Genomic DNA, 25843 nt, shown 5'->3' with positions numbered 1-25843 from the left:
CATCGTGATCCGCCCCGGTGGCGAGGCGGCGGGGCGACCACTCGTTCCGCAGGCGGTCAGGGGATCGAGAAGAGCCGGTCCGCGGGTACGACGGTGGCGGGCAGCGCCGCGCCGGGCACGAGGGCCGGGTCGACGGGGCGGTTCACGTCCGCCTCGAACGCGGCGAACCCGGGCCCGCTGATGCGCAGGCGGAGCGTCAGCCCCGGGTCCTCTCCGTCCACGCGGTCCGCCACGGAGAGGATCTCCGCCGTGGCGGCGACACCCGCGGCGGACAGGTGACGCGCGTCGCGTCGCGACCGGGCGACCAGCCGCAACCCGAGGACGCCGAAACCGACGCCGACAACCGTCATGAAGGCGTCGCCGGCGAGCAGGCCCCAGAATTCCCCAGGCGACGGTGGCGGGTCCAGCGTCAGGCCGGCGACGAGCAGGGCCGGCCCGGGCAGGCAGATGGCGAGGAACACCAGCCGGCACAACAGCGCGCCGATCGGACCGATGCGGGCTTCCGCTTGCCGGGGCGTGCTCACCAACTCATCCTAGTTGGCCTCTCCCGCACCATGATCGCCGCCGGCCGGACCGTGTTCCGGGCAACCCCATGGACGACACGACCCCGTGCGGGGGCGGCGGCTAGCCGACCAGCGCGCGGGTCACCGCGAAACCCAGGGTCGCCGCGCCCAGCCCGGCGGCGACGCTGGTCAGCGCGTTCACCAGCGCGAGCAGGCGGGAGCCGTCCCGGGCCAGGCGCAGCGTCTCGTACCCGAAGGTGGAGTAGGTGGTGAGCGCGCCGCAGAACCCGGTGGCCAGCAGCGCGCCCACCGCCGGGCCGACCGGGGCGGCGACCAGGGCGCCGAGCACCAGCGAGCCGACCACGTTCACCGTCAGGGTGCCCCAGGGGAACGGTGAGGCGTGCCGGGCCTGCACGGTCCGGTCGGTGAGGTAGCGCAGCGGCGCACCGACGGCCGCGCCGAGGGCGATCAGCAGGGCCGTCACGCCGGCCCGCCGTCGGCCCGTGCCCCGTCGGGGTCCGCGGGCCCCGGTGCCGTCGGGTGGGCGTGCGAGCCGGTCGCGCGGCCGAGCAGCCGGGCTGCGGCGGCGTCGCCGACCCAGACCGCGGCGAGCGCCCCCAGCAGGGTGGCGACGAGGTACGCCAGCGCGGTGCCCGCCGCACCGGCGAGCGCCGCCTGCCGCACGTCCACCACGTACGTGGAGAAGGTGGTGTAGCCGCCGAGCACGCCCACGCCCAGGAACGGCCGGGTGAGCGGCGGAACGCGGCCGGCGGTGACCACCGCCATCAGCGCCCCGATCAGCAGGCACCCGGACACGTTGACGCCGAACGTCGCCCACGGGAACCCGGTCGGCGGGTGCGGGAACGCCGCCTGGACGCCCGCCCGGGCGAGCGCGCCGAGCGCGCCCCCGGCCGCGATGACGCCGAGCACGACCGCCGGGTGGGCGCGCAGCTCGCCCCGGTCGGCCGGCACCCGCAGGTCGACGTCGGGGTCGACCCGGCGCGGGGTCGGTCCTGCCACCTCGCCCTCCCACCGGCCGCCTGGGCGTACGAGCGCGAGCCTACCCCCGCCGCCCCGCACGGAGGGCACCTTGATCGTCTGCGGGAAACGGAGAGTGCGGCCGGCGTGTCGTCTCCCTTCCGCGCAGACGATCAAGGCGTGGCGCGGCGCGGGCGGCGTGGGGCTGGGCGGCGTGGGGCAGGGCAGGCAGGGCGGCGCGTCGCTCCCGGGCCCGGGCGGTCAGCCGGTCGGTTACGCATCAGGCTAGTTACGCCGCCGGTCGACATCCAGACCTTGTTGCCAATGACTGGCAACAATGGGGAGTGCCGTTCGCGGTCTCCGTCCCTGTTCAGCACGGTTTCGACCGGGTCCGGGCGGGGCACATCACGGGTGAGATCGACTACCGAGAGGGGGATCGTGATGGCGGAGACCAGCACACCGGCCGGCACGCGCCCGTCCGCCAGCGCCGACACCGGGGGTGGCCGCAGTCGCGGCCCGGCGGCCGGCCCGCCGTTCCGCAAGCCGCGATGGCCCAAGGCGTACGCCTTCGCGCTGGTCACCGGCGCGCTCTTCCTCTTCTCGTGGGTCGGCCAGTTCCTCTTCCAGCTCGTGGTGCAGCGCAACGAGGCGGGCCAGCACGGCCAGGCGTTCGCCTGGTCCGAGTTCCTGCCGCAGTTCTTCGCGAGCACCTTCGAGAACTGGCAGTCGGAGTTCCTCCAGCTGATCTGGCAGGCCGCCGGGCTGGCCCTCTTCTACTACTGGGGCTCGTCCCAGTCCCGGGAGTCCGACGACCGGATCGAGGCCAAGCTGGACGCGCTGCTGCGCGAACGCAACCTGGATCCGGAGAACCCGTGACCCGGCCCACCCCGCGCCGTCGAGGAGCGGGCGGCGGTCGGCAAGATCCTGCTCACCCAGTGAGCGGGACCGCCGGGCGAGCCGCCGCGCTGCACCGCGTCCCGCGCGGCCGGGCCGGTCACCGCCGGCCGAGCGGGACCGCCTGGGCCGGCACCGCCGGCGTCGGCGGCACCGGTGCCGGGGCGGGCCCGGCGGGGCGTGCGGCCAGGCCGCCGAGCAGGGCGCCCAGCAGCGCGGCGAGGACGACGACGCCGCCGGTCACCTCGGGCGTCCAGCGCACCCCGACGGCCAGCGCGAGGCCGGTCAGGTGGCCGGCGACCAGCAGGCCGCCGAGCAGCGCCCCGGCCAGCGGCAGCCGCAGCGGCGCGTCCGGGCCGCGTACGGCGTCCAGCCGCCACAGCAGCGCGTCGGCGAGGGCGGCGCCGCCCAGGGTCCCCAGCGCGGCCCACGTCTGCGGCGTCGGGAACTCCTGCATCACCAGGTTGAACAACGCCACCCCGGCGACCAGGGCCGCGCCCGTGCCCGGGGCCGCGCGCCGCCGGTGGACCAGCAGGAACGGTCCCACCAGCAGCAGCGTCGTGAGCAGGTACGCGTCGACGCCGAGCACCGCCTGCTGCTGGGTGCCCAGGCCGCCGATGAACCGGGTCGGGGCGAGGGTGAGGAACGCCGACGCGTAGGTGAGCAGGATGGACGGGGCCATCGCGCCGAGCACGAGCGAGGCGACGCCCGTGGCCGAGCGCGCGCCGCCCTCGCCGCTGGCCCACCACGAGCGCAGCGGGCTGGTCACCAGCAGCACCGCCGAGGCGTCGAGGAGCAGGTGGCTCGGGCTGAACGCGGCGTCGAGCCCGACCTCCACCCCCAGCGTCTCGTGCCAGGTCAGGTCGGCCAGGCCGGCGAGCAGGAAGGTCGCCGCCGCGATCGCGCCGACCCGGTAGCCGGCGGGCCAGCCGTCCCGCCACCATCGGGGCGCGCCGCCGCGCCGCCGGTACGCCAGCCAGCACGTCCACGCCGCCGTGGCGACGAAGCCCGCGTAGAGCAGCCCGTGCCACGGGGTGAAGAAGCCCTCGATGGTCTCGATGATGTTGCTGTGCGCCCAGCCGTCGGACATCGCCCCGGCGGTGAGCACCGCGCCGAACAGGACGGTGACGAGGTCCTCCCGGCGGGTGGCCGGCGGCACTCCGGGGGAGGCGACTGCGGACGGTGAAGCGTCGTGGCGGACTCCGCTGCTGGTCATCGGCGGTCCTCTCGGGAGATGGCGACTCAGCGTCATTGTGCGGCTCCCGTGGGCGACGATCCGGGACCGGCGGCCGTCCACGCCGGGCGCGTCGCGCCGTCGTCCACATGTTGGGAAGCTGGCGCGGGCGGCGGCCTCATCCGCGTCGCGCCGGCGAGCGCGGCGCTGGCGCGCCACGGCGGCTCGGGCAGCGCGTGCGGTGCGTTCGTCGCCGGCATCCCGCAGTTGGCGACCACGGGGCCGGGGGACCGTCGGCACAACGTCGGGCTCATCGCCGGCCGGGGGTCCGGCCTCGCCGCCCCGGCCCGGCGGATCACCGCCGGACTGCTCACCCGGCTGCTCACCGGCCCGGCACCGGCCGGGGCCGCCCGCGAGGTCAGCGGCGGGACCGTCGCCATGCCGGCCCCGGCGGACCCGGCGCCCCGGCTGGAGACGCTGCGCTGATCCCGGCCCGGCCGGGGGCCGCGCCGGCCCGGCTCCCGGATCCCGTCCGGCCGGGCACCGCCGCCGGGCGACCGGTCGCGCGGGCCGGGGCGCGCCGGCCGGGCCGGGGCCGTCGGCCGGGGCCGCGCCGGGGCCGGGTGCGTCGCGGGCCGCGCCGGCGGCACCGGCGCGGTCGCACCGGCGCGGCGCACGACGGCCGCCAGAACCGCCCGGGGCAGCCGGTCGTGCGCCACCCGGCGCAGCGCCGGGTCGGCGACGTCGTACCCGCCCCGCGTTCGACGCAGCAGCCCGCGCGCGGCGAGCGCGGACATGGTCCGCTCGGCCTGGCCCGCCGGCCACCCGAGGGCCCGGTCGACCGTCGCGGCGGCGGTCCCGGGGCCGAGCGCGGCGGCGACCATCAGCACGGCGCGCTCCCGGCCGTCGCAGGCGTCCAGGCGGGCGGCGGCGGCCGCCGCCGCCCGCTGCGGCGGCTGCGCCGGGTCCGTCCCGTCGGCCACGTGCCGTACGTACGCCTCGGCGTGCCCCGGCGACCCGGCGACCAGCGGCAGCAGCCGGGCCGCCAGCGCCGCCGGCTGTCCGGCCCGGACCAGCAGGCCGCGGAGCAGCCGACCGGTCTCCACCGCGGCCAGCGGGGGCAGCGGCACCTCGTCGTGGCCGCCCTCGGGGCCGGTGCGGTCGCCGCTCCACTGCGGACGCCGCGTCGTCACCACCGCCAGCGGCACCCGCCGGGCGACGGCCGCCGCGAACAGGGCACGCAGGAAGCGGTCCGTCGCCGGGGCGGCCCGGTCGGCGTCGTCGAGCGCCAGCACGACGGGCTGCCGGTCGGCCAGGCGCAGCAGCACCCGTTGCCACACCGCCGCGCCGACCGGCGACGGGCCGACGAGCAGCCCCTCCAACGCGACCACCGTGGACAGCGCCTGCCCCGCAGGGACCACGCCGTCGAGCGCCGCCAGCAGCCGTCGACGTACGGTCGCCGGCGGCTCGTCGGCGCGCAGGCCCGCGAACGCGCGCAGCAGGTCGGCGACGGGCGTCAGCGGCTGCTCGGGACGCGGCGGGCAGGCGGCGGCGCACCAGCGCACCGGCGTGCCGTCGACGGCCCCGACCGTGCGGCCCAGCTCGTGCAGCACCCGACTGCGGCCGCTGCCGACCGGGCCGACCAGCGCCACCCAGCGGGGGGCACGCTCGCGGGCGGCCCGCAGCACCCGGTCCCGGGCGGCGGCGAGCTGCCGGCGGCGGCCGACCAACGGGCCGTGGTGGCGGACCGGCTCGGGGCGGGCGGCCCCGACGGCGAGCGCCACGTCCAGGGGCAGCGGCTTGCCGGCGACGCTCAGCGGGCCGAGTGCCCGGTGGACGATCATCCCGGCGGTGGCGCGGCGGGTGGCCGCGCAGAGCACGACGCCGCCGGGCGGGGCGTGCTCCTGGAGACGGGCGGCGGCGGTGATCACCGCGCCGCTGGCCATGCCGTGCGCGCCGGCGCGGATGCCCGCGACGTCCACCAGCGCCTCGCCGGTGGCGACGCCGACCCGCGTGCGCAGGGCCGCCACGCCCGGCAGGGGCCGACCGTCCAGGGCGCGCTGGATCTCCAGCCCGGCGCGCACCGCCCGGTACGCGTCGTGGCCGTCGGACTCGCGGGCCCCGAACAGGGCCATCACGGCGTCACCGACGTACTTCTCGACCACGCCGCCCCAGCGGTCCAGCACCCCGACGACGGTGTCGAAGTAGGCGCGTTGCAGGGCCCGGACCTCCTCCGGGTCGAGCCGGTCGATCAGCGCGGTCGAGCCGACGATGTCGGCGAAGAGGACGCTGACCGTCCGTAGTTCCTCGGGCACCGGCCAGTCGGCCGGCGTCGACGACTGCGTTCCGTTGCCGGTCGTGGACATGGGCATCGCACCGCCTTTCCCCCCGCTTGGTGCCTGACGACCTCAGGAGACTCCCACCACCGGTCCGACGGGGGATCGGCAGAACGACGTATGTCGGCCTACCGCAACCTTTGGTCGCAATGTCGACGCGAGGCGTACCAGTGGGGGCGAAGACCCGTAGAACGGTCCGGGGACCTGTGACTAGGCTGCGAACATGGCCAGCGATGTGGACCTCGTACCACTCGTCGGCCGTGCCGACCACCTCGCGACGCTGCGGTCCGCGCTGCTCGACGGCGTGGGTCCGGGGCAGACGGCGGCGGTGTTCGTCACGGGCGAGAGCGGGGTGGGCAAGACCCGGCTGCTGCGCGAGGCGGGCGACCGGTTCCGCGCCGGGGGAGCGCTCGTGCTCACCGGCTCGTGCCTCGACATCGGCGACTCGTCTCCCCTGCATCCGCTGTTGCAGGCGTTGCGGCGCTTCGACGCCGAGCTGACAGCCTCGCACGCGCGGACGTCGTCGGCGGTGCGCGGGCTGTTGCAGACGTTCGCCGCCGAGACGGCCGGCCCGGACGGGGCGGGCGCCCTGCTGGAGCGGGTCTCCCAGGGGTTGCACCTGGTGGCACAGGGGCGGCCGTTGGTGCTGGTGCTCGACGACCTGCAGTGGGTCGACCGCACCACCCGGCAGTTGCTGCTCTATCTGCTGGCCGGGCTCGGCGACCTCCAGTTGTCGGTGTTGGCGGCGGTGCGGGCGGAGTCGTTGCAGGGCGCGCACCCGCTGCGGCGGGTGCTGACCGAGCTGCGTCGGCTGCGGTCGGTGCGGGTGGTCGACCTGGCGCCGCTGGACCGGGCGGGCACCGAGCAGCTGGCCGCGGCGGTGCTGGGCGGTCCGTTGGGCGCGGAGGCGGCGGAGTCGCTGTGGCGGCGCAGTGGCGGGAACCCGTTCGTGGTGGAGGAGCTCGCGCGGGACCTGCGCGAGGGGCGCGACGGGCTGTCGGAGACGCTGCGGGAGGTGTTCCTGTCCCGGGTGGACGCGTTGCCGCAGGCCGCGCACGCGGTGGTGCACGCGGTGGCGGCCGGGGTGGAGCCGGTGCCGCACTGGCTGTTGGCGGAGGTGATGCGGCTGCCGGAGGGGGAGCTGATCGAGGCGGTGCGGGCGGCGGTGGCGCACCGGTTGCTGGTGGGTGACGACGACGGTTACCGGCTGCGGCACCGGTTGGTGGCGGAGGTGCTCGCCCACGAGCTGCTGCCGGCGGAGCGGTCGGTGCTGCACCGCCGCTACGCGGAGGCGTTGACGACGGCTCCGGCGGAGCTGCACCAGGCGCGGTTGGCGCACCACTGGCGGTTGGCGGGGGAGCCGGCGCGGGCGTTGCCGGCGGCGGTCGCGGCGGCGCAGGAGGCCGAGCGGCTGCACGGCTACGCCGAGGCGCACCGCCACTGGTCGGTCGCCCTGCAACTGGCCGGCCCGCAGGCCCCCGGGGTCGCCCCGGTCGACGGCGGGATCACCACCGACCGCGCGGAGCTGCTGCGCCACGCCGCCGAGGCGGCCCACCACTGCGGCGAGCACGCCCGGGCGCTGTCCCTGCTGGAGGAGCTGGCCGACGCCGAGGACGCGGCCCCGGCCTGCGCGCTGCACATCCGGCGGGCCCGCTACCTGGCCGCCGCCGGCCGGTCCGCGCCCGCCGAGGCGGAGTACCGGCGGGCCCTGGCCGCCGCCGACTGCACCCCCCGGGAGCGGGCGACGGCCGCCGCGCACCTGGCCGAGTTGCTGCTGCACCTGGGCCGCTACGCCGACGCCGGCGAGCGGGCCCGGGAGGCCCTGGAGCTGGCCGCGCAGGTGGAGGGGTCCGTCTCCGAGGTGGTGCTGGCCAGCATGGCGCTGGGCTTCAGCGAGGCATACCTGGAGGACCCGGACGCCGGGCTGGCCGTCATGCGCGAGGCCCTCGACACCGCCGAGCGGGCCGGCCGCCCCGAGGACGTGGCCTGCGCCTACCTGCACCTGGCGGAACTGCTGACCGGGCCGCTGAACATCCTGGAGGAGGGGGTGGTGGTGGCCCGCCGGGGCGCCGAGCGGGTCGCCGAGCTGGGCCTGGGCCGCACCTACGAGACCCGGCTGCTGGCCATCGCCACCAACGGGCTGTTCCGGGTGGGACAGTGGGCGGAGGCGGAGAAGGTGGTCGCGGCGGCGCTGCGGCACCGCCCGTCCGGCGCGGACGCCGTCGAGCTGCTGCTGGCCCGCTGCCGGCTCTGGGTCGGCTACGGCGACATCGCCGCCGCCGACCGCGACCTGGAGGCCGTGGCCACCGTGCTGGCCGGCGGCGGCGCCCGGCACGTCATCCCGCTGTTGACCCTCCGCGCCGGCCTGGCGATGTGGCAGGGCCGGCACGACCTGGCCCGGCAGGCGGTGCAACGCGGCCTCACCGAGATCCGCTCCGACGACGTCGGCATCCTCGCCGCCCTGGTCTGGCACGGGCTGCGCGCCGAGGCCGAGGCGCACGCCGCCCGCGCCCCGGTGGACACGACGGTGGTGCGCCGGCTGCGCGAGGTCGCCGAGCGGGTGGCCCGCAAGAGCGAGCACGCCGCCCGGCCGGTGCGCGACGTGGTCGACGGGTTCCTGGCCCTGTGCGAGGCCGAGGTCAGCCGACTCGACGGCAGCGACCCGCAGCTGTGGGCCCGTTCGGTGACCGAGTGGGACCGCCGCCACCACCCCTACCCGGCGGCGTACTCGCGGCTGCGGCAGGCCGAGGCGCTGCTGGCCCGGCGCAGCCGCACGGCCACCGCCGGCAAGCTGCTGCGCGAGGCGTACCAGGTGGCGCAGGGGCTCGGCGCGGAGCCGCTGAGCACCGAGATCCGCACCCTGGCCACCCGGGCCCGGGTGACGTTGGAGGACCGGGGCGCTCTCGCCGACGGGCGGCCCGCGGCCGGCGCCGAGCCGTCCGGCGACGAGCTGGCGATGCTGACGGCCCGGGAGCGCGAGGTGCTCGCCGCGGTGGCCGAGGGCCTGACCAACAAGGAGATCGGCCAGCGGCTGTTCATCTCCGAACGCACCATCGGCGTGCACGTGTCGCACATCTTCGACAAGCTCCAGGTGCGCACCCGGGTCCAGGCCAGTGCGATCTTCCTGCGCAACCGTCCCGAGTAGATCCCCCACGACGTACGCCCGTCGCCCGCTTATACGTCGTTCTACTGATCCGCCGCACGGATCACGGCTGAAAGGCTGTGCCCCGAGGCCACGGCGCGGGAATGCCGCGGCGCGCAGGGGGGAGGACGCATGGGGAAGGACGAACCGGTCTGGGGCCCGGTGCACCAGGACATCGTGGGGCTGCTCGCCGACCACCCGGCGGACGTGCCGGCGGTGGTCGACCACCTCACCAAGCTCCAGGACCTGCTGGTGCGGCTGCCTCCGTTGGAGCGAAGCTGCCCCCTCGCGGACTTCAACGAGCTGTACCTGACCATCACCACCAGCGTGTTGAACGGCCTGTACGACGACCGCTTCGCCGACCCGGTCTTCCTGGCCCGGCTCGACGTGGAGTTCGCCGCCCGCTACTTCGACGCGCTGCGCTACTGGACGGAGTCCAGCCCGGCCACCCCCCGGGCCTGGTCCTGCCTGTTCCGGCGGATGCGCGGCCCGGACGCCCGGCCGCTGCCGTCGGCCGCGGCCGGGGTGAACGCCCACATCAACTTCGACCTGCCGTTCGCGTTGGTGACCACGTTCGACAGTCTGGAGTCCGAGCCGGTCGACGGCACCGACCAGCACCACGACTACCTGGAGATCAACCAGATCTTCGCCGAGCGGATCCCGGAGCTGCGGCGCGGCTACCTGGACAACTGGCAGCTCATGATCGACATGCTCAACGGCGACATCGACGACTGGTACCAGGGCGAACTGGTCGAGTACACGCGCAACGTGGCGTGGCGCAACGCCCAGAAGATCTGGCGCTGCCGGCACGATCCGGAGGCCCGCGAGTGTGAGCGTGAGCGGCTGGACGACAACGCCGCCGCGCTCGGTCGGCTGCTGCTCTCGCCCCTCGGGGCGTTCCTGCAGTAGCCGGGTACGGGGGGTCCCCGCGCTACCGGGGGGGAAGCGCGGGGACACCCCCTGTCCCGTAACGGGGTGGCGGGCCGGCGGGGCGGCCGCCACGATGGCGGGGTGAGCATCCGCGAGGAGCCGCTGCCCGGCAACGCCACCGCCGGGGTGGTCCGGGTGGGCGACACGGTCCGCCGGCCGGCCGGCCCGTGGACCGACACCGTCGACGCCCTGCTGGCCCACCTGCACCGGGTGGGGTTTCCCGGCGCGCCCCGCCCGCTGGGCCGCGACGACCGGGGCCGTCAGGTGCTGGAGTACGTGCCCGGCGCGGCCGGCGACGTCACCGGCACGTACTCCCTGGGGGAGCTGGCCGGGATCGGGGCGCTCCTGGCCGACCTGCACCGCGCGACGGCCGGGTTCGTGCCGCCGCAGCCGGCGGTGTGGCAGCGGGTGATCCCGCCGGACCGCGAGGACCTGGTCTGCCACCACGACCCCGCGCCGTGGAACCTGATCCGCTCGCCCCGGGGCTGGGTCCTGATCGACTGGGACGGCGCCGGGCCCGGGTCGCGGCCGTGGGAGCTGGCGTACGCGGCGCAGAGCATGGCCGGGATGCGGGCGGACCGGCCGGTGCCCGAGTCGGCGGCGCGGCTGCGGGCCCTCGTCGACGGCTACGGCCTCGACGGCCCGCAGCGGGCCGAGCTGCCCCGGCTGCTCGGCCGGCGGGCCCGCGCCATGTACGACCTGCTCGCGGCCGGCGCCCGGGAGGGCCGGCAGCCGTGGGCGCGGATCTGGGTGGACGACGGCCCCTACTGGCGGGCCACCGCCGACCACCTCGACGCCCACGTGGCCGCCTGGTCCGCCGCGCTGAGCTGACCGGCCCGACCTCCCGCCTGGTCCGCCGCGCTGAGTCGACCGGCCCGACCTTCCTCGCCGGTTCGGCCGGAGCGGGCGGCGGGTTGCGCCTACGGTCGGTGCAGGGCGTGGAGGGGGCGCGCATGGCGCAGCGGCGGGACGGCGGGCAGCCGAGGCGGACCCGGGGCCACCGGCGTGCGGCGGCCCCGGGCGACGGCGTGGTCGTCCCGGCCTGCGTCGACCGGGCGACTCGCCCGCGGCAGCCCGCCGGCCGGTTCGGCCGCTGGTTGTTCGAGCACCGGGTGCCGCCGGTCGGGCCGGAGACCGGGGAGACGCAGGGTCGGGCGCACCCGTGGTGGCAGGTGATGTGCCTGACCGGCGTCGACTACTTCTCCACCCTGTCGTACCTGCCCGGCATCGCCGCGCTGGCGGCCGGGGCGCTCTCCCCGGTGGCGACGCTGCTGATCGTGGCGCTGACCCTGTTCGGGATGCTGCCGATGTACCGGCGGGTGGCCCGGGAGAGCCCGCACGGGCAGGGCTCGGTGGCGATGCTGGAGCGGCTGCTGCCGTTCTGGCGGGGCAAGGTCTTCGTCCTCGTCCTGCTCGGCTTCGTGGCCACCTCGTGGATCATCACGATCACCCTGTCCGCCGCCGACGCCACCGTCCACCTGCTGGAGAACCCGTACCTGCCGGCGTCGTTCCCGCGCGGCACCCTTGCGGCGGTGGCGGTGACCGTGCTGCTGCTGGTGGTCCTCGGCGGGGTCTTCCTGCTCGGGTTCCGCGAGGCGGTGACGGTGGCGGTGCCCCTGGTGGTGGTCTTCCTGGGGCTGAACGCGGTGATCGTCGCGGCGGGCGTGGCGGCGATCGTGGCGGAGCCGGCCACGCTGGGGGACTGGACCGCCGCGCTGACGGCCGGCGGCGGCGGGGTCGCCGGCCTGCTCGGCCCGGCGGTGCTGGCGTTCCCGCTGCTGGTCCTGGGCCTGTCGGGCTTCGAGACCGGGGTGAGCATGATGCCCCTGGTGCGCGGGGACGGCCCGGACGCCGAGCGCCGGCTCGCCGCCCGGATCCGCAACACGCGCCGGCTGCTCGCCGCCGCCGCGCTGATCATGTCGGTGTACCTGGTCGCCACGACGCTCGTCACCACCGTGCTGATCCCCGCCCGGGAGTTCCGGCCGGGCGGGGCGGCCAACGGCCGGGCGCTGGCCTGGCTGGCGCACGAGCGGCTCGGCGAGGCGTTCGGCACGGTCTACGACGTCAGCAGCGTGCTGATCCTCTGGTTCGCCGGTGCCTCGGCGATGGCCGGTCTGATCAACATCGTGCCGCGCTACCTGCCCTCGTACGGGATGGCCCCGGAGTGGGGCCGGGCGGTGCGCCCCGTGGTGATCGTCTACACGCTGATCAGCATCCTGATCACCGTGGCCTTCCGCGCGGACGTCAACGCCCAGGCCGGCGCGTACGCGACCGGGATCCTGGCGATGATGGTCTCCGCCGCGGTGGCGGTGACGATCGCGACGGCCCGCGCCCGGCACCGGTTCGCGGCGGTCGGCTTCGCCGTGCTCACCGTCGTCCTGCTCTACGCCCTCACGGAGAACGTGATCGCCAAGCCGGACGGGATCGCCATCTCCGGCCTGTTCATCGCGGGCATCATCGGCGTCTCGCTGATCTCCCGGGTCACCCGCACCACGGAGCTGCGCGCCGACCGGATCGAGTTCGACGACGACGCCCGCCGGTTCGTCGCCGAGTCCCTCGCCCACGACGGCCGGCTGCACCTGATCGCCAACAAGCGCGACAGCGGGGCGGTGAAGGAGTACACGGTCAAGGAGCGCGCGCAGCGCGGCATGAACCCGGTCCCGGGCGCCGCCGACGTGCTGTTCCTGGAGGTCGACGTCGTCGACCCGTCGGAGTTCAGCCGGGTCCTGCGGGTGCACGGGGTGGAGGTCGGCGGGTACCGGGTGCTGCGGGCGGCCAGCCCGGCCGTGCCCAACGCGATCGCCGCGATCCTGCTCGCGCTGCGCGACGCCACCGGGGTCCGCCCGCACGCGCACTTCGAGTGGTCCGAGGGCAACCCCATCGCCCACCTGCTGCGCTATCTGATCCTGGGGCGCGGCGACACCCCGCCCGTGGTGCGGGAGATCATCCGTAAGTCGGAGCGGGACCCGTCCCGCCGCCCCGGCATCCACGTCGGCGGCTGAGCCGCGGGGACACCCCGGGCGACCCCGATCACCCGTCTCGACATGAATCATACGTTTATTCATGTACGCCTGACTTGCCCGATTCTTCTCCGTATCGTGACCTTCGGTGGCCCCCGCGAGGTACGCCACCCGGCGCCCCGTTCCGGTGCCGCCGCGTCATTTCGTGCAGGAGAGGCAGGACCGTGATGTTCACGTACCAGGGCAACCGGCGAGCGACGCCCAGCAGGCGACGGTCCCGGTGGTTCTTAGCCGGCGGCGTGGTGGCCGGCAGCCTGGTGGTCGGCGCGGCCGGTGTCACCGGCGTCGCCGCACTGGCCGCCGACCGCGCCCCCGGCGTCACCGAACAGGGGCGGCCGGCGGCGGCCGTGCGCGACGACGGCCCCGACGGGGGACGGTGGACCGGCGAGGGCGCTCCGGGCGGCCCCGGCCGGCCGGAGGCCGGGACGGAGAGGGCGGGCGCCCCGGACGGACCGGGGACGCCGGACGGCAAGCCGGACGCGCCGGGCACCCGCCGGCCGCCCCTGCTCACCGTGCCCTGCGACTCGGCCCGGCTCGTCGCCGCGCTCGTGCAGGCCAACGCGGAGGGCGGGGCGACGGTGCGGCTCGCGCCGAAGTGCACCTACACGCTCAGTCACGCCTTCCAGCAGCCCGACGAGTACGACGGCGGCATCCGCGACGCCCGGGAGGCCGCCGACGCCGCCGAGACCCCCGGGGACGCCGAACTGCCGCCGCGCCAGCCGGGCGACGACAACACCGGCCTGCCGGTGATCTACCAGGCGATCACCGTCGAGGGCTCCGGGGCGACCATCGCCCGGGGCGAGAACGCCGAGACCTTCCGCTTCTTCACCGTGCGCGACGGCGGCGAGCTGACGCTTCGCGACGTCACCCTGCGCAACGGCCGGTCCACCTCCGAGGGGGGCAGCGTCCACGTCGTGCACGGGGCCACGGCCGTCCTCGAACGCACCACGGTCGTCGGCAGCACCTCCGTCTCGCCGAAGGAGGGCGGCGGCGGGGTCTTCAACGACGGCAACATGGTGGTCCGGGAGAGTCGGTTCGTCGGCAACTCGGCCGCCGGCACCGAGGGCAAGGGCGGCGGCATGCTCAACGGCGGCGTGCTGACCATGACCAAGACCGAGTTCCGCGACAACAGCGCCAACGGCTACGGCGGCGGGCTCGCCAACTACCGGGGCGCGGCCGACGTCGCCACCACCGTCCTCGCGCACAACATCGCCGGGCAGGGCGGCGGCCTGGCCAGCTTCTCGGCCCGCACCAAGGTCGAGGACACCCGGGTCCTGGACAACACCGCCAAGATCGGCGGCGGCATCGCCAACTCCGACGCGGTGCTGGTCCTGCGCAATCTGGTCGTCCAGGGCAACGCCGCCAGCGACAACGGCGGGGGCATCTCCAGCGTCCAGGGCCTGCTGCCGATGGACGACAGCGTCGTCAGCGGCAACCACGCCCGGGGCAACGGCGGCGGCATCTTCGCCGACCGCTCCAACACCCTGGTACGCACCAGCGAGGTGGGCGGCAACGCCGCGGTCGGCGCGAAGTCCGCCGGTGGCGGCATCTACACCGTCGCCGGGCAGCTCTCGCTGTTCAAGAGCAAGGTGGTCGGCAACAGCGCGACCCTGCCCCCGGGCGGCATCTTCGCCGACCGCGCCCAGGTCAGGATCGACGACGCCAGCGTCGTCATCGAGAACCGGCCCACCAACTGCCTCGGCAGCAAGGCGCCGATCGCCCACTGCTTCCGCTGACCGTGCGGCCGGCCCGCCCCGCTCGGCGCGTTCGGCGGGCCCGCCGGCGCCGACGGCAGATCTTGGACGGTCCGTGTTCGCTCGTGACGGCAACCGTCCAGGAACGCCGCAGGACGGGTGAAGCGACAGCGGCCCGCCCCCGCAAGGGGGGCGGGCCGCTCGTGTCGTGCCGCTCGACCTACTTGGACGGCTCGGGGAGCTCGCAGTCGATCTTCGGGTTCGCGCCGATGTAGTTCAACGGCCCGGCGACGATGGTCACCAGGATGGTGCCCGCCTCGGCGCAGTTCGTGTCGTCGCCGTCGTAGTAGCCCCGCTGCCCAGCGGCGATGGCGCCGATGACCAGCCAGATGACAAGGATGATTCCCAGAATCGACGGGCCGCGCCGCATGGCTTCCTCCCGGGTAGTGGTGGGTTTCGAGGTGAGCCCGATGTACCCAACCGCCACTCGCGGCTAAACGACCGCTGCCCCGTCCGCGCAGGTGCGGACGGGGCAGCGCCGTGATCGACGTGCGGGGTCGCTGCCAGGCGGGTGTGTCGGACCTGGCGTGGTGCTGCGCCGCCGCCGGGACGGGCCGTCAGGCGTCGGCGTCGCCCGCCGGGAGCACCCGGTCGGCCTCGGCCGGGGCGCCGACGAGGACCTTGGCCTGCTGGGGCCACGTGGCCAGGCTGGGCGCGGCCCGCAGGCCGGCGGAGCGGATCGTCTCCCGCAGGGTCGCCTCGTCGAGGTCGGCGAGCTGCCGGTAGGTGCGGATGCCGGCGTCCTGGAGCGCGGCGGCCATCTTCGGGCCGATGCCCTGGATGCGACGGAAGTCGTCGGCCGACCCGGTGGTCGGGTCCGCCGCCGCGGCGACGACCGGCGCGGCCTCGGGCTCGACCGGGACGTGCTGCGCCTCGGGCCCGACCAGGGCGGCCGGCGGCAGGGCGTCGTCGACCGGGGTGCGCGGCGCGGGGACGACGGGCGCGGCGGCCTCGGCCTCCGCTGCGGGCTCGGCCGCCGGCTCGACGGCGTCGGCCGGCGGGGCGGGGGTCTCGGCGACCGGCTCGGGCGTCGCCGCCGGCTCCGGGTCGGTGGCGACGGCGGGGGAGCCGTCGGTCGCGGGGGCGTCGACCGTGGCGGTGGGGGTGTCGTCCGTGCCGGGAGCGTCGAGCGTGGTGGGGGCGCTCTCCGCGCCGGGGGCGTCGATCGTGGCGGCGGAGGTGCCGTCCGTGCTGGTGGGGGCGTCGTCCGTGGCGGCCGGGGTGAAGGCGGCCGGGTCGGCGTCGCCGAGGACCCCGCCGGGCGGGGTGGGGGAGGCGGTGTCCGGGGTGGGCTGGTCGAGGACGGCGACCGGGGCCGCCGCCGGGGCGACCGTCGCCTCCGGCCGCTGCTCGTCGACCGTGGCCTCGGGGGCCGGGTTGGACACCACCGCCACGCCGGCGACCGGGTCACCCTCCACGATGGGCGTCGGGCCGGAAGGCGTCTCCTGGCGGCCCCGCAGCGCCCATCCGGCTGCCGCACCCACCAGCAGCGCCAGGATCACGATCAGCCATTGCCCGAAACTCGACGGCACGGGGAACCTCCCTCTTTGAGAGCATCGGTGAAAAGTCGCGAAGAAAATCCGTCGCAGCTTCGCACACGCGCCGTGTCGGCGACAGGGAGGTCCGGGGCCTTCCGGCGCTGGTGGGGTGCTTCGCACCCGGGGTGGCGGCGAGATGACCGAGCGTGGTCGGCCGGGGTCAGTCCTCCTCGCCGCGATAGGTGTAGAAGTCGTCGACGAACTTGCGCCGTAGCCGGGGCACCCGACTGGTGATGCCGAAGTAGCCGCGCGCCCCGAGCAGCGCGAGCCGCCCGATCACCGGACGGTAGATCCGGTCGTCGCCGCTGGTGCCGCTGCGGTGCAGCGAGTCGTGCACCCGGGCGAACCCGTACGGGAGCATGGCGGCCTCGTAGTCGGCGACGGCCTGCACCAGGGTCTTCTCGCCGGCGGCGGCGAGCCTGATCTGCCGGCAGAGCAGGGCGGCGTCGCGCAGGGCGGTGTTCGCGCCGACCCCGCGCCCCGGGGTCATGGTGTGGATGGCGTCGCCGAGCAGGGTGACGGTGCTGCTCTTCCAGGCCGGCACGGGCTCGGAGGTGGACACCCTGATGGGCAGGGCGCTGCCGGGGTCGCTGCGGGCCAGCAGCTCCCGCAGGCGGGGATGCCAGTTGCGGGTGAGTTCCTGGGCGATCCGGACAAGGTCCTCGCCGCGGCGGCTCATGACGTCGGCGGGGAACCGGCGGGCCGCGCTCCAGATGATGAAGTTGATGTTGTCGCGGGTGGTGTCGTGGCGCAGGCCGGGCCAGCGGCGCAGCAGGTCGGCGTCGGCGGCGGCGACGCCGGGCTTGACGTCGCCGCCGCGGTCCCACTTGAACTCCATCACGTGCAGCACGCCCATCGTCCCGCCCGCGCCGAAGACCAGCGAGATGCCCTGCGCGACACGTTCGGGCAGCAGCGAACGGGTGTGTTCGGTCAGCGGGATCCGGGTGGCGATGTTGACGGTGCCGGCATCGCGGATCACCGCGTGCGGCAGGTACTGGCGGCGTACCGCCGAGTGCGTGCCGTCGGCGGCGACCAGCAGGTCGCCGGTGGCCGTGCTGCCGTCGGCGAAGTGGGCGGTGACCGTCCCGTCGTCGCGCTGCTCGTAGTGGGTGAAGGTCCGGTCGAACTCGACGGTGTCCTCCAGCCCGGTGAGCAGGACCTGGCGCAGGGTCATCCGGGCGACCGAGCGTTCGGTGTCGACGTCGTCGGTGTCCGGGCGCAGCGGGAACGAGGCGGTCTGCCGCAGCCGTTCGGTGACGACGTTGAAGTAGCGGGGCCCCCGGGCGCAGGTGACGGCGAAGATGTCGAACAGCTCCGGCGGCAGGCACTCCCGCAGCGCCCTGCTGCCGGTGGGCCCGATGCCGACCCGGTAGCCGAGCAGCCCGTCGGCCCGGTCGGTGTGCCGTTCGTGGACGGAGACGCCGATCCCGGCCCGGCGCAGCCCGTGGGCCAGGCACAGGCCGCCGGTGCCGGCCCCGATGATCATCACGTGCGGTGGGTTGGCCACCATGTCGCGGCCCGCCGGCTCAGCCGGCCGTGCCGGTGACGCCGACCGGCGAGGTGGCGTCCCAGCTGTAGAAGCAGCCGGCGATCGCGTCGCGCGGCGAGCGCCAGGTCGGCAGGTACGGCGAGGTGTGCGCGGAGAGCCGCTCGTTGACCTGGAGGTAGAGCGGGTGGTTGCGGGCCGCGGCGAGGGCGTCGGCCTCGACGTCGGCGGTCTCCATCAGGTGTACGCACAGGTCGTGCAGGCAGTACAGGGAGCGGTGCCGGACGCCGGTGAGGCCCGGCAGCTCCGTCGCGTCGGACTCGGCGAAGATCTGCGCGACGCGTCCCTCCGCGCCGGGGATGATCCTGCTGACGATCAGTAGACGGCTCATGGGTCCCCTCCCGCAGGCGGCGTCTCTGGATCAAGGTCGGGCGACCGTGGCGCCGCTTCTGCGACCACCATGCCGACCGGTCTGTCACGTTGCCGTCACCGTGGGTGTGTTTGCGGTGACGCGCCCGGCCGGCGCGGCTCGGGGGGCGTCGGGCGGCTGGCCTGCCGGATGGGCGCGAGCGTGTCGTGCAGCAGGGCGGTCATCGCCGGGGACGGCTCCAGGCGCAGTTCCCGCAGGAGCAGGTCGCGGTAGGCGTAGAAGGCGTGCACGGCCTCGAAGACGTTGCCCTCGGCGAGGTGGACGCGCACCACCAGCCGGTGCGGGGTCTCGCGCAGCGGTTCCGCTGCCATGGCCTCCAGCGCGGCCTCCAGGGCCTCGCCGTGCCGTCCCGCCGCGAGGTGGTTGCGGGCCACCTGCTCCAGCATGTGCAACCGCAGCTGGCGTAGGCGTTCGCGTTCCAGCAGCACCCAGTCGTCGTACCAGCCGGGGAGCAGGTCGTGCCGGCCGGCGGTGAGGGCGACGCCGGTGCTGCCCGGGTCGTCGCCGTCGCGGACGCGGGCGGCGGTGCTGGTCAGGTCGTCGACGTCGAGCCGTACGCGGGGGTCGAGGCGGGTGGTGTCGCCGCTGGTGACCAGGGGACAGCACGGGTCCTGGCGCAGCCGCCACAGCGCGGTGCGCAGTGAGGACAGCGCCCGTTCCTCCGGCGCCTCGGGCCAGAGCAGGCCGGCGAGGTGGCTGCGGGTGGCGCCGGGGCGCAGCCCGATGAGCGCGAGGACCCGTTGCAGGCCGCGCGGCACGACGACGGGCGTCTCGTCGTGCAGCAACTGGAAGCCGCCGAGCAGGCGCAGCGAGACGTCCGGGGCGTGGCCGTCGCCCGTGGTCGGCGTGGGCGGATCAGCGGTCACGGCGGCACCCCCTGCACCGGACCTGGTCCGGACTCCTCGCGCGTCCCGGCGCGCTCGCCCCGGGGGCGCCACCGTCTCCGGTGGCTCCATGCGTCGCGGCCCGGGCGTCGCGACCGCCGGGCTGGCCCGCTCGAAGATTAACCGCAGTGATTACGGTGAGTCAACATTGGGTACGGCGCGGCTGGCGGCATCGTGGATCGGAGATGCCTGCCAACTGCGAATATTTGTCGTTACCGGGGTCGCCTTCTCAGGAGGGGCATGGATTGTCCACAGGATTCATCAACGCAGCGTCACCGCTGGTCGTGTCGGCGGGTGGCCCGGCGGTGACGCCTCGGTGACGGCGGTGCGCGCACCGTGGCGGCAGTCGTCCCGCGTGACGGCGAGCTCATGCCGCGCCGCCGCGCGCCCGAGGGAGGCAGTCCATGGATCGTTCGCTGATCGTCGCCAAGGTGGTTCCCGACGCCGAGGAGCGGGTCGCCGAGATCTTCGCCGAGTCCGACGCCACGGAGCTGCCGCACCTGGCCGGGGTCCGGCACCGGTCGCTGTACCGGCTGGGTGACCTCTACGTGCACCTGCTGGAGACCGAGCGGCCGGGGGAGACGGCGGTGGAGGGCATCCGGGAGCACCCCGAGTTCGCCCGGGTCAGCGCGCGGCTGCGGCCGTACGTCTCGCCGTACCTGCCGACCTGGCGCTCGCCCCGCGACGCCATGGCGCGCTGCTTCTACCGCTGGGACCACGGCGGGCGGCGGCCGTGACCGCCACCGTCGGCGGGCGGGTGCGGCCGCGCCGCGCCGGATGCGCCGCACCGGACGACGGGAGAAGCCCCGTTCGCGTCCCCGCCGCCGGTCCGCCCGGCCCCGACCAGAGGAGAAACTGATGACCGTCACCCACGGCCGCCCGCTCACCGCCGAGATCACCGAGATCCTGGTGGCGAACTGCGGCCTGGACGCCGAGGCCGCGGCCCGGGAGCCCGGGGCGTCCCTTGAGGACCTCGGCATGGACTCCCTCGCCCTGCTCGAACTGTCGGCGGTGGTCGCCGACCGGTACCGGGTGCGCCTGCCCGAGGACGCCACGCGGCTGAGCATCGCCGAGGTCGCCGATCTGGTCGCCGGGGCGGCCGACCCGCCCGGGCACACCGAGAACAGCATCGTCATCGCCGCGCCGCTGCGGCTGGTGTGGGAGCTGACCAACGACGTGGCGAACTGGCCGGACCTGTTCACCGAGTACGCCTCGGCGCAGATCCTCGAACGCGACGGCCGCACCGTGCGGTTCCGCCTCACCATGCACCCCGACGAGAACGGCGTCGTGTGGAGCTGGGTGAGCGAACGCACCACGGACTGGGAGAACCGCGAGGTGCGGGCGCACCGGGTGGAGACCGGCCCGTTCGAGTACATGCGCATCCACTGGCGCTACGACACCGAGCCGGAGGGCACCCGGATGACCTGGGTGCAGGACTTCGCGATGCACCCGAGCGCCCCCCTGGACAACGCCGGGATGACCGAGCGGATCAACACCAACAGCCGCGTCCAGCTCGCGGTCATCAAGGAACGGATCGAGCGGGCGGCGCGGGCCGGCTCCGCCACCCCGGGAGGCGACGATGAGTGAGACCACCGCCCAGCGGACGGCCGACGACCCGGCGTACCGGACGGTCGCCGCCCGCGACGTGCCGGCCGACCGGCGGCGCGGCGGCGAGCTGCGGGTGCTGCTCGGGCCGAGGACGGTCGGCAGCACCTCCGGTTTCATGGGGGTCGCCGCCCTCGCCCCCGGCGAGCGCATCGCCGAGCACTACCACCCGTACAGCGAGGAGTTCCTGTACGTGGCGCGGGGCGCGATCACCGTGGACCTGGACGACCGGCCGGTGCCGCTGGCCGCCGGGGAGGCGCTGCTCGTGCCGGTCAACGTGCGGCACCGGCTGCGCAACACCGGCGCGGAGCCGGCCGAGGTGGTGTTCCACCTCGGTCCCCTCGCGCCCCGGCCCGAGCTGGGGCACGTCGACACCGAACCGGCGGAACAGCGGGGCGCGTCGTGACCGCGCGCCGCACGGTGGTGACCGGCATCGGGGTGGTCGCCCCGGGCGGCGTGACCCGGGACCGGTTCTGGAAGACGATCACGGAGGGGCGCACGGCGACGCGGCGGATCACGTTCTTCGACCCGTCGCCGTTCCGTTCCCGCATCGCCGCCGAGTGCGACTTCGACCCGGTCGCCGCCGGCCTCACCGAGGCCGAGCGCCGGCGCGCCGACCGGTACGTGCAGTTCGCCCTGGCCTGCTCGATCGAGGCGGTCGCCGACAGCGGCCTGGAGCTGACCGACGCGCAGCGCGACCGCGCCGGGGTGGTGCTGGGCACCGCCGTCGGCGGCACCACGGCCCTGGAGCAGGAGTACGTGACCGTCAGCGACTCCGGCAGCCGCTGGCTGGTCGACCACGACCGCGGCGGGCCGTACCTGTACCAGGCGCTCGTGCCCAGCAGCCTGGCCGCCGACGTGGCCTGCCGGCACGGGCTGCACGGGCCGGCGCAGGTGGTCTCGACCGGCTGCACGTCCGGCATCGACGCCATCGGATACGCCCACCAGCTCATCGCCGACGGCGAGGCGGACATCGTCCTCGCGGGGGCGGCGGACTCGCCGATCTCCCCGGTCACCGTCGCCTCGTTCGACGCGATCAAGGCGACCAGCCCCGACAACGACGACCCGGCGCACGCGTCGCGCCCGTTCGACGCCGACCGGCACGGTTTCGTCCTCGCCGAGGGCGCGGCGGTGCTGGTGCTGGAGGAGTACGGGCACGCCCGCCGCCGGGGCGCGCACGTCTACTGCGAGGTCGCCGGGTACGCCAGCCGCAGCAACGGCTACCACATGACGGGGCTGCGCCCCGACGGGCTGGAGATGGGGCTGGCCATCTCGGCGACCCTGAAGCAGGCGCGGCTGATCCCGCAGCAGGTCTCCTACATCAGCGCGCACGGCTCCGGCACCCGGCAGAACGACCGGCACGAGACGGCGGCGTTCAAGCGGGCCCTCGGCGAGGCCGCCCGCCGGGTGCCGATCAGCTCCATCAAGTCCATGGTGGGGCACTCCCTCGGCGCGATCGGTTCCATCGAGATGGCCGCCTGCGCCCTCGCCATCGAGTACGGCGTGGTGCCGCCGACGGCCAACTGGGCCACCCGGGATCCGGAGTGCGACCTGGACTACGTGCCGAACGTGGCCCGGGAGCTGCCGGTGGACGTGGCCCTGTCGGTGGGCAGCGGGTTCGGCGGCTTCCAGTCGGCGATGGTGTTCCGCCGGCTGGCCGGCACGACGCACGGCGGCACGACGCACGGCGGGACGGCACCCGGCGGGGCGGCGCGCGGCGCGGCCGGGGAAGGCCGGGCGGCGTGACCACCCGGGCGGTGGTCACCGGGATCGGGGTGGTCGCCCCGAGCGGCATCGGCGCCGAGGCGCACTGGTCCACGGTGGTGTCGCGGACCCGGCGCACCGGGCCGATCACGCTGTTCGACCCGGCGTCCTATCCCACCCGCGTCGCCGGCCAGGTGCCCGACTTCGAGGCGCTGACCTGGGCGGACAACCGTCGGCTGGTGCAGACGGACCGGTGGACGCACCTGGGGTTCGCGGCGACCCGGCTGGCGCTTGCCGACGCCGGGCTGCCCGAGCACGCCCCCGACCCCTACGGGTACGCGGTGACCCTGGCCAGCTCGTCGGGCGGGAACCTGTTCGGGCAGCGGGAGCTGCAACGGCTGTGGGGCGGGCCCTCGCGCACCGTGGGGGCGTACCAGTCGATCGCCTGGTTCTACGCCGCCAGCGTCGGGCAGCTCTCCATCCACCACCAGTTCAAGGGCCCCTGCGGGGTGCTGGTCAGCGAGTCGGCCGGCGGGCTGGACAGCCTCGCCCACGCGGTGCGCACCGTGCGGCGGGGCACCCCCGTGGTGATCGCCGGGGCCACCGAGTGCCCGCTGAGCCCGTACGCGCTGGCCTGCCAGCTGCGGTCCGGGCTGCTCAGCGCCGCCGCCGACCCCGCCGGGGCGTACCGGCCGTTCGACGTCGACGCCGCCGGCTACGTCCCGGCCGAGGGCGGCGCGGTGTTCGTGGTGGAGGAGCTGTCGCACGCCCTGGCCCGGGGGGCCCGCATCTACGGGGAGGTGACCGGTTGGGGGGCCACCCACGACGCGGCGCACACCGGCCCCGACTCCGCCGGGGACCCCGCCCAGTACGCGCGGGCGATGCGGCTGGCCCTGGACCGGGCCGGCGTCGCCCCCGACGACGTGGACGTGGTGCTGCCCGACGCGCTGGGCACGCCCCGCCACGACCGGGCGGAGGCCGACGCGCTGCGCGCGGTGTTCGGGGACCGGCCCGTGCCGGTGAGCACGGCCAAGCCGCTGACCGGCCGGGCGCACCAGGGCGGGTCGGCGCTGGACGTGGCCACGGCGCTGCTGGCCTTCGCCCACGACACGCTGCCCGCGTCCGCCGGCCCGGACCGGCCGGCGGACGGCTGCGAGCTGGACTTCCTGCGGGAGGCCCGCCGGCCGGCGTCCCGGGTGGCGCTGGTGGCCGCCCGGGGGTTCGACGGTTTCAACAGCGCGCTGGTGCTGCGGGGCGCGGCGGCCCGCCCGGCGCCGACGCCCCGCCGGGCGGCCGAGCCCGGCCCGACCCAGGGAGCGGCACGATGATCGGACAGCGGGCGCGGGTGGTCTTCCTGGTCCGGGTGCCGCAGCAGCGCACCGGGGACTTCCTGCGCGCCTACGAGGCGATCCGGCACCTGGTCGCCGAGGGGGTGCCGGGGCACCTGGTGGACCAGGTGTGCCGCTCGTCGGCCGACCCGGAGCAGTGGCTGATCACCAGCGAGTGGGTGAACCTGGCCGCGTTCGAGGCGTGGGAGCGCAGCCCGGAGCACCGGGACCTGGTCAGGCCGATGCGGGAGTGCTTCACCGACGCCCGGTCGCTGCGGTTCGTCGTGCACGCGCAGACGCCGGCCCTGGCCTGACCTCGCGGGCGGGGCTCCCCTCCGCGGTAAGATCGTGTATCTTCGATGGGTGACCGCCGGTCGGCGGCCACCCATCGGCCGTCAGGCCGACGCGGGAGGCTGTCTGGCCGAGCGTGGTCGGGCGGCCGGGCCGGATTCGGGCAGGCTGCCGCCCGGGTGCGCCGGCTCGACGGCGGGCAGGCTCCCGCCCCGCGGCGGCGGTGTCGCCGGCGGCCTCGCGGCCCCCGATCCTGCCCGGCGAACCGGCTGACCGGCAATCGGGCCGCACGACCTTTTTGATCTAGCCATTTGCATCTAGTAATGGTCTCGACGGCTGTCGTAGTGTTCCGTCAGCACCCCGGAAGACGCACCACATTGGGCAGTTATGCCCTTTTTCGATGCTGGGCGGTAGACCACAGTGACCATGGATCGTTCGGCAGCAGAATCTACAGTAGACCACCCTGGCTGGGTTGACGACCTTTTGCTGGCCGGCCCGGCGACCGAAGTATGTCTGCGGCTGCCCGACCCGGTGGACCGGGGCACGCTGCGCCGGCTCGTCGGCGAGGCCCAGGCCCGGCTCACCGGCGCCGGCCTGCGTCCCGGCGGGGCCGCCGCGCTGCGCCTGCCGCCCTCGCTGGCGTACGTGGTGAACCTCCTTGCCACCTGGCGCGCCGGGGCCCAGGCGATCCTGCTCGACCACCGGCTCACCGACCACGAGGTGCAGGGCGCGCTCGCCCGGCTCACCCCGCAGGTCGTCGTCGCCCCGGTGCGCAGCGGCGGCGCCGCGCTGAAGATCTTCGTCGACGTCACCGAGGGCGTCACCGCCTACTCGGACCGGCCCGCCGGCAGCCCGCACGCGGTGATCCAGCTCAGCTCCGGCTCCACCGGTCCGTCCAAGGTGATCGGTCGCAGCGCCGCGTCCCTCGTGGCCGAGGTGCGCCGCTACACGCGCATCGACGGCGTGGCCCTGCCCGGCGAGCGGATCATCCTGCTGCCGTCCATGGTGCACGTGCTCGGCCTCGTCGGCGGGCTGCTCTACGGCCTGCACGCCCACGTGACGCTGGTGCCGCCGGACCGGCTCAGCGGCGACGCGGTGCTGGCCGCCATCGCCGCCGACGACGCCCCGGCCACCGTGCTCGGCGTGCCGTTCCACATCGGACTGCTGGCCTCCACCCGGCCGACCGGCCCACTGCCGCAGCTCAAGCGGATGACCACCGGCGGCGAGCTGGTCCCGCCGGCCGTCGTCACCGCGTTCGTCGACCGCTTCGGCGTGCCGCTGGGCAACATGTACGGGATGACCGAGGTCGGCGTCATCGGCACCGACCTGCACGGCTGGCACCGGCCGTCGATCGCCCCCGCCCCCGGGATCACCGTCCGCGAGTCGGCCACCGGCGAGCTGTGGGTGAGCTGCCCGGACTCGCCGTACGTGGGGCTGTCCGACCCGGACCGCTGGGCCGACGGCTGGCTGCACACCCGCGACGCCGGCACCGTCGACCCCGGGACCGGTCTGGTCACCGTGCGCGGCCGGCTCGACTCGCAGGTCTCCGTCGGCGGGCTGAAGGTCGATCTCACCGAGGTCGAGGCCACCCTCGCCGGGCTGCCCGGCGTCGCCGCCGCCGTGGTCGTGCACGACGGCGACATCACCGCGTACGTGCAGCCGGACGGCCCGCTGTCGGAGGAGGTGCTGGAGAAGCTGCTCGCCGAGCGGCTCGCCGCCTACAAGCGGCCCCGCGTCCTGCACCTGCTCGACCGGCTGCCCCGCACCACCACCGGCAAGCTGGTCCGGTCGACCGAGGCGCTGCGGGCGGCCGCGCCGTGACCGGCCCGCTCCGGTGGCCCGTCGC

The 25843-nt window shown here is 75.6% G+C and carries 22 protein-coding genes and 2 pseudogenes; 14 read left to right on the top strand and 10 right to left on the bottom strand.

The annotated features are described in order from the left end of the window. Positions 1–56 precede the first annotated feature (56 nt). The 3 genes from O7628_RS29890 to O7628_RS29880 form a co-directional block, all read right to left on the bottom strand. Positions 57–524, bottom strand: coding sequence for a hypothetical protein (locus tag O7628_RS29890; RefSeq protein WP_278135700.1), 468 nt, complete (start codon positions 522–524; stop codon positions 57–59). A gap of 100 nt (positions 525–624) precedes the next feature. Beyond that, positions 625–987 (bottom strand): fluoride efflux transporter CrcB, encoded by a 363-nt coding sequence (crcB, locus tag O7628_RS29885; RefSeq protein ID WP_278135698.1) that lies wholly within the window; start codon positions 985–987, stop codon positions 625–627. Next, positions 984–1523, bottom strand: a complete 540-nt coding sequence (locus O7628_RS29880) for a CrcB family protein (RefSeq protein WP_278135696.1) — start codon at positions 1521–1523, stop codon at positions 984–986. The genes crcB and O7628_RS29880 overlap by 4 nt, the downstream gene beginning before the upstream one ends. 399 nt (positions 1524–1922) lie before the next feature. Here O7628_RS29880 and O7628_RS29875 point away from each other — a divergent pair, with 399 nt between their 5' ends. Then, a complete protein-coding gene (locus tag O7628_RS29875; RefSeq protein ID WP_278135694.1) occupies positions 1923–2357 on the top strand; it encodes a DUF6766 family protein in 435 nt (144 codons plus the stop codon). A 118-nt stretch (positions 2358–2475) separates the two neighbouring features. On the opposite strand, the gene O7628_RS29870 is transcribed toward O7628_RS29875, so the two are convergent. Further along, a complete protein-coding gene (locus O7628_RS29870; RefSeq protein ID WP_278135692.1) occupies positions 2476–3591 on the bottom strand; it encodes a hypothetical protein in 1116 nt (371 codons plus the stop codon). A gap of 18 nt (positions 3592–3609) precedes the next feature. Here O7628_RS29870 and O7628_RS32750 point away from each other — a divergent pair, with 18 nt between their 5' ends. Next, positions 3610–4035 carry a nucleotide disphospho-sugar-binding domain-containing protein gene (locus O7628_RS32750; protein ID WP_347405250.1) on the top strand — a complete coding sequence of 142 codons (426 nt, stop codon included), beginning with the start codon at positions 3610–3612 and terminating at the stop codon, positions 4033–4035. Between the two features lie 719 nt (positions 4036–4754). Here the strand turns inward: O7628_RS32750 and O7628_RS32745 are convergent. Then, positions 4755–5915: pseudogene (locus O7628_RS32745) on the bottom strand (adenylate/guanylate cyclase domain-containing protein); the annotation flags it as partial. 193 nt (positions 5916–6108) lie between these two features. Between O7628_RS32745 and O7628_RS29860 the strand changes: the two are divergent. From O7628_RS29860 to O7628_RS29840, 5 genes are all read left to right on the top strand, one after another. Beyond that, positions 6109–9030, top strand: coding sequence for a helix-turn-helix transcriptional regulator (locus tag O7628_RS29860; RefSeq protein WP_278135689.1), 2922 nt, complete (start codon positions 6109–6111; stop codon positions 9028–9030). 129 nt (positions 9031–9159) lie between these two features. Then, a complete protein-coding gene (locus tag O7628_RS29855) occupies positions 9160–9936 on the top strand; it encodes a DUF5995 family protein (protein ID WP_178065218.1) in 777 nt (258 codons plus the stop codon). A gap of 102 nt (positions 9937–10038) precedes the next feature. Continuing rightward, the gene (locus O7628_RS29850) at positions 10039–10788 is read left to right on the top strand and encodes a phosphotransferase (protein WP_278135686.1); all 750 of its coding nucleotides are present in this window, start codon (positions 10039–10041) and stop codon (positions 10786–10788) included. 122 nt (positions 10789–10910) lie between these two features. Continuing rightward, entirely contained in the window at positions 10911–12959 is a 2049-nt protein-coding gene (locus O7628_RS29845; RefSeq protein WP_278135684.1) for an amino acid transporter, read from the top strand. A 185-nt stretch (positions 12960–13144) separates the two neighbouring features. Beyond that, complete coding sequence (locus O7628_RS29840; RefSeq protein WP_278136443.1) at positions 13145–14713, top strand: right-handed parallel beta-helix repeat-containing protein; 1569 nt, start codon at positions 13145–13147, stop codon at positions 14711–14713. Between the two features lie 178 nt (positions 14714–14891). On the opposite strand, the gene O7628_RS29835 is transcribed toward O7628_RS29840, so the two are convergent. From O7628_RS29835 to O7628_RS29815, 5 genes are all read right to left on the bottom strand, one after another. Beyond that, on the bottom strand, positions 14892–15101 hold the full coding sequence (locus tag O7628_RS29835; RefSeq protein ID WP_074477206.1) for a hypothetical protein: 210 nt from the start codon (positions 15099–15101) through the stop codon (positions 14892–14894). Positions 15102–15288: 187 nt separating this feature from the next. Then, a complete protein-coding gene (locus O7628_RS29830) occupies positions 15289–16263 on the bottom strand; it encodes a helix-hairpin-helix domain-containing protein (RefSeq protein WP_278135682.1) in 975 nt (324 codons plus the stop codon). A gap of 166 nt (positions 16264–16429) precedes the next feature. Then, complete coding sequence (locus O7628_RS29825; RefSeq protein ID WP_278135680.1) at positions 16430–17779, bottom strand: FAD-dependent monooxygenase; 1350 nt, start codon at positions 17777–17779, stop codon at positions 16430–16432. A 16-nt stretch (positions 17780–17795) separates the two neighbouring features. After that, positions 17796–18146 (bottom strand): TcmI family type II polyketide cyclase, encoded by a 351-nt coding sequence (locus tag O7628_RS29820; RefSeq protein ID WP_074477209.1) that lies wholly within the window; start codon positions 18144–18146, stop codon positions 17796–17798. 95 nt (positions 18147–18241) lie between these two features. Then, the gene (locus O7628_RS29815; protein ID WP_256095812.1) at positions 18242–18994 is read right to left on the bottom strand and encodes a BTAD domain-containing putative transcriptional regulator; all 753 of its coding nucleotides are present in this window, start codon (positions 18992–18994) and stop codon (positions 18242–18244) included. A 479-nt stretch (positions 18995–19473) separates the two neighbouring features. Between O7628_RS29815 and O7628_RS29810 the strand changes: the two genes are divergently transcribed. The 7 genes and pseudogenes from O7628_RS29810 (at position 19474) to O7628_RS29780 (ending at position 25818) form a co-directional block, all read left to right on the top strand. Continuing rightward, entirely contained in the window at positions 19474–19806 is a 333-nt protein-coding gene (locus O7628_RS29810) for a TcmI family type II polyketide cyclase (protein ID WP_278135677.1), read from the top strand. Between the two features lie 121 nt (positions 19807–19927). Continuing rightward, positions 19928–20656: an SRPBCC family protein gene (locus O7628_RS29805; RefSeq protein ID WP_278135675.1), complete on the top strand. Its 729-nt coding sequence runs from the start codon at positions 19928–19930 to the stop codon at positions 20654–20656. Continuing rightward, entirely contained in the window at positions 20649–21080 is a 432-nt protein-coding gene (locus tag O7628_RS29800) for a cupin domain-containing protein (protein ID WP_278135673.1), read from the top strand. The genes O7628_RS29805 and O7628_RS29800 overlap by 8 nt, the downstream gene beginning before the upstream one ends. Next, positions 21077–22333, top strand: a pseudogene (locus O7628_RS29795) (beta-ketoacyl-[acyl-carrier-protein] synthase family protein); the annotation flags it as partial. The gene O7628_RS29800 and the pseudogene O7628_RS29795, both read left to right, overlap by 4 nt. Positions 22334–22416: 83 nt before the next feature. Next, complete coding sequence (locus O7628_RS29790; RefSeq protein ID WP_278135672.1) at positions 22417–23706, top strand: beta-ketoacyl synthase N-terminal-like domain-containing protein; 1290 nt, start codon at positions 22417–22419, stop codon at positions 23704–23706. Further along, the gene (locus tag O7628_RS29785; RefSeq protein ID WP_178065228.1) at positions 23703–24020 is read left to right on the top strand and encodes an antibiotic biosynthesis monooxygenase family protein; all 318 of its coding nucleotides are present in this window, start codon (positions 23703–23705) and stop codon (positions 24018–24020) included. Before O7628_RS29790 ends, O7628_RS29785 begins: the two co-directional genes overlap by 4 nt. A 403-nt stretch (positions 24021–24423) precedes the next feature. Next, entirely contained in the window at positions 24424–25818 is a 1395-nt protein-coding gene (locus O7628_RS29780; protein ID WP_278136442.1) for a class I adenylate-forming enzyme family protein, read from the top strand. The last annotated feature ends 25 nt before the right edge of the window (positions 25819–25843 follow it).

The sequence above is a fragment of the Micromonospora sp. WMMD956 genome (assembly GCF_029626125.1).
In the GTDB taxonomy this organism is placed as follows: Bacteria; Actinomycetota; Actinomycetes; order Mycobacteriales; family Micromonosporaceae; genus Micromonospora; species Micromonospora carbonacea.
The sequence above is the reverse complement of the archived record's forward strand: the minus strand, read 5'-3'. Positions and strand labels throughout refer to the sequence as shown.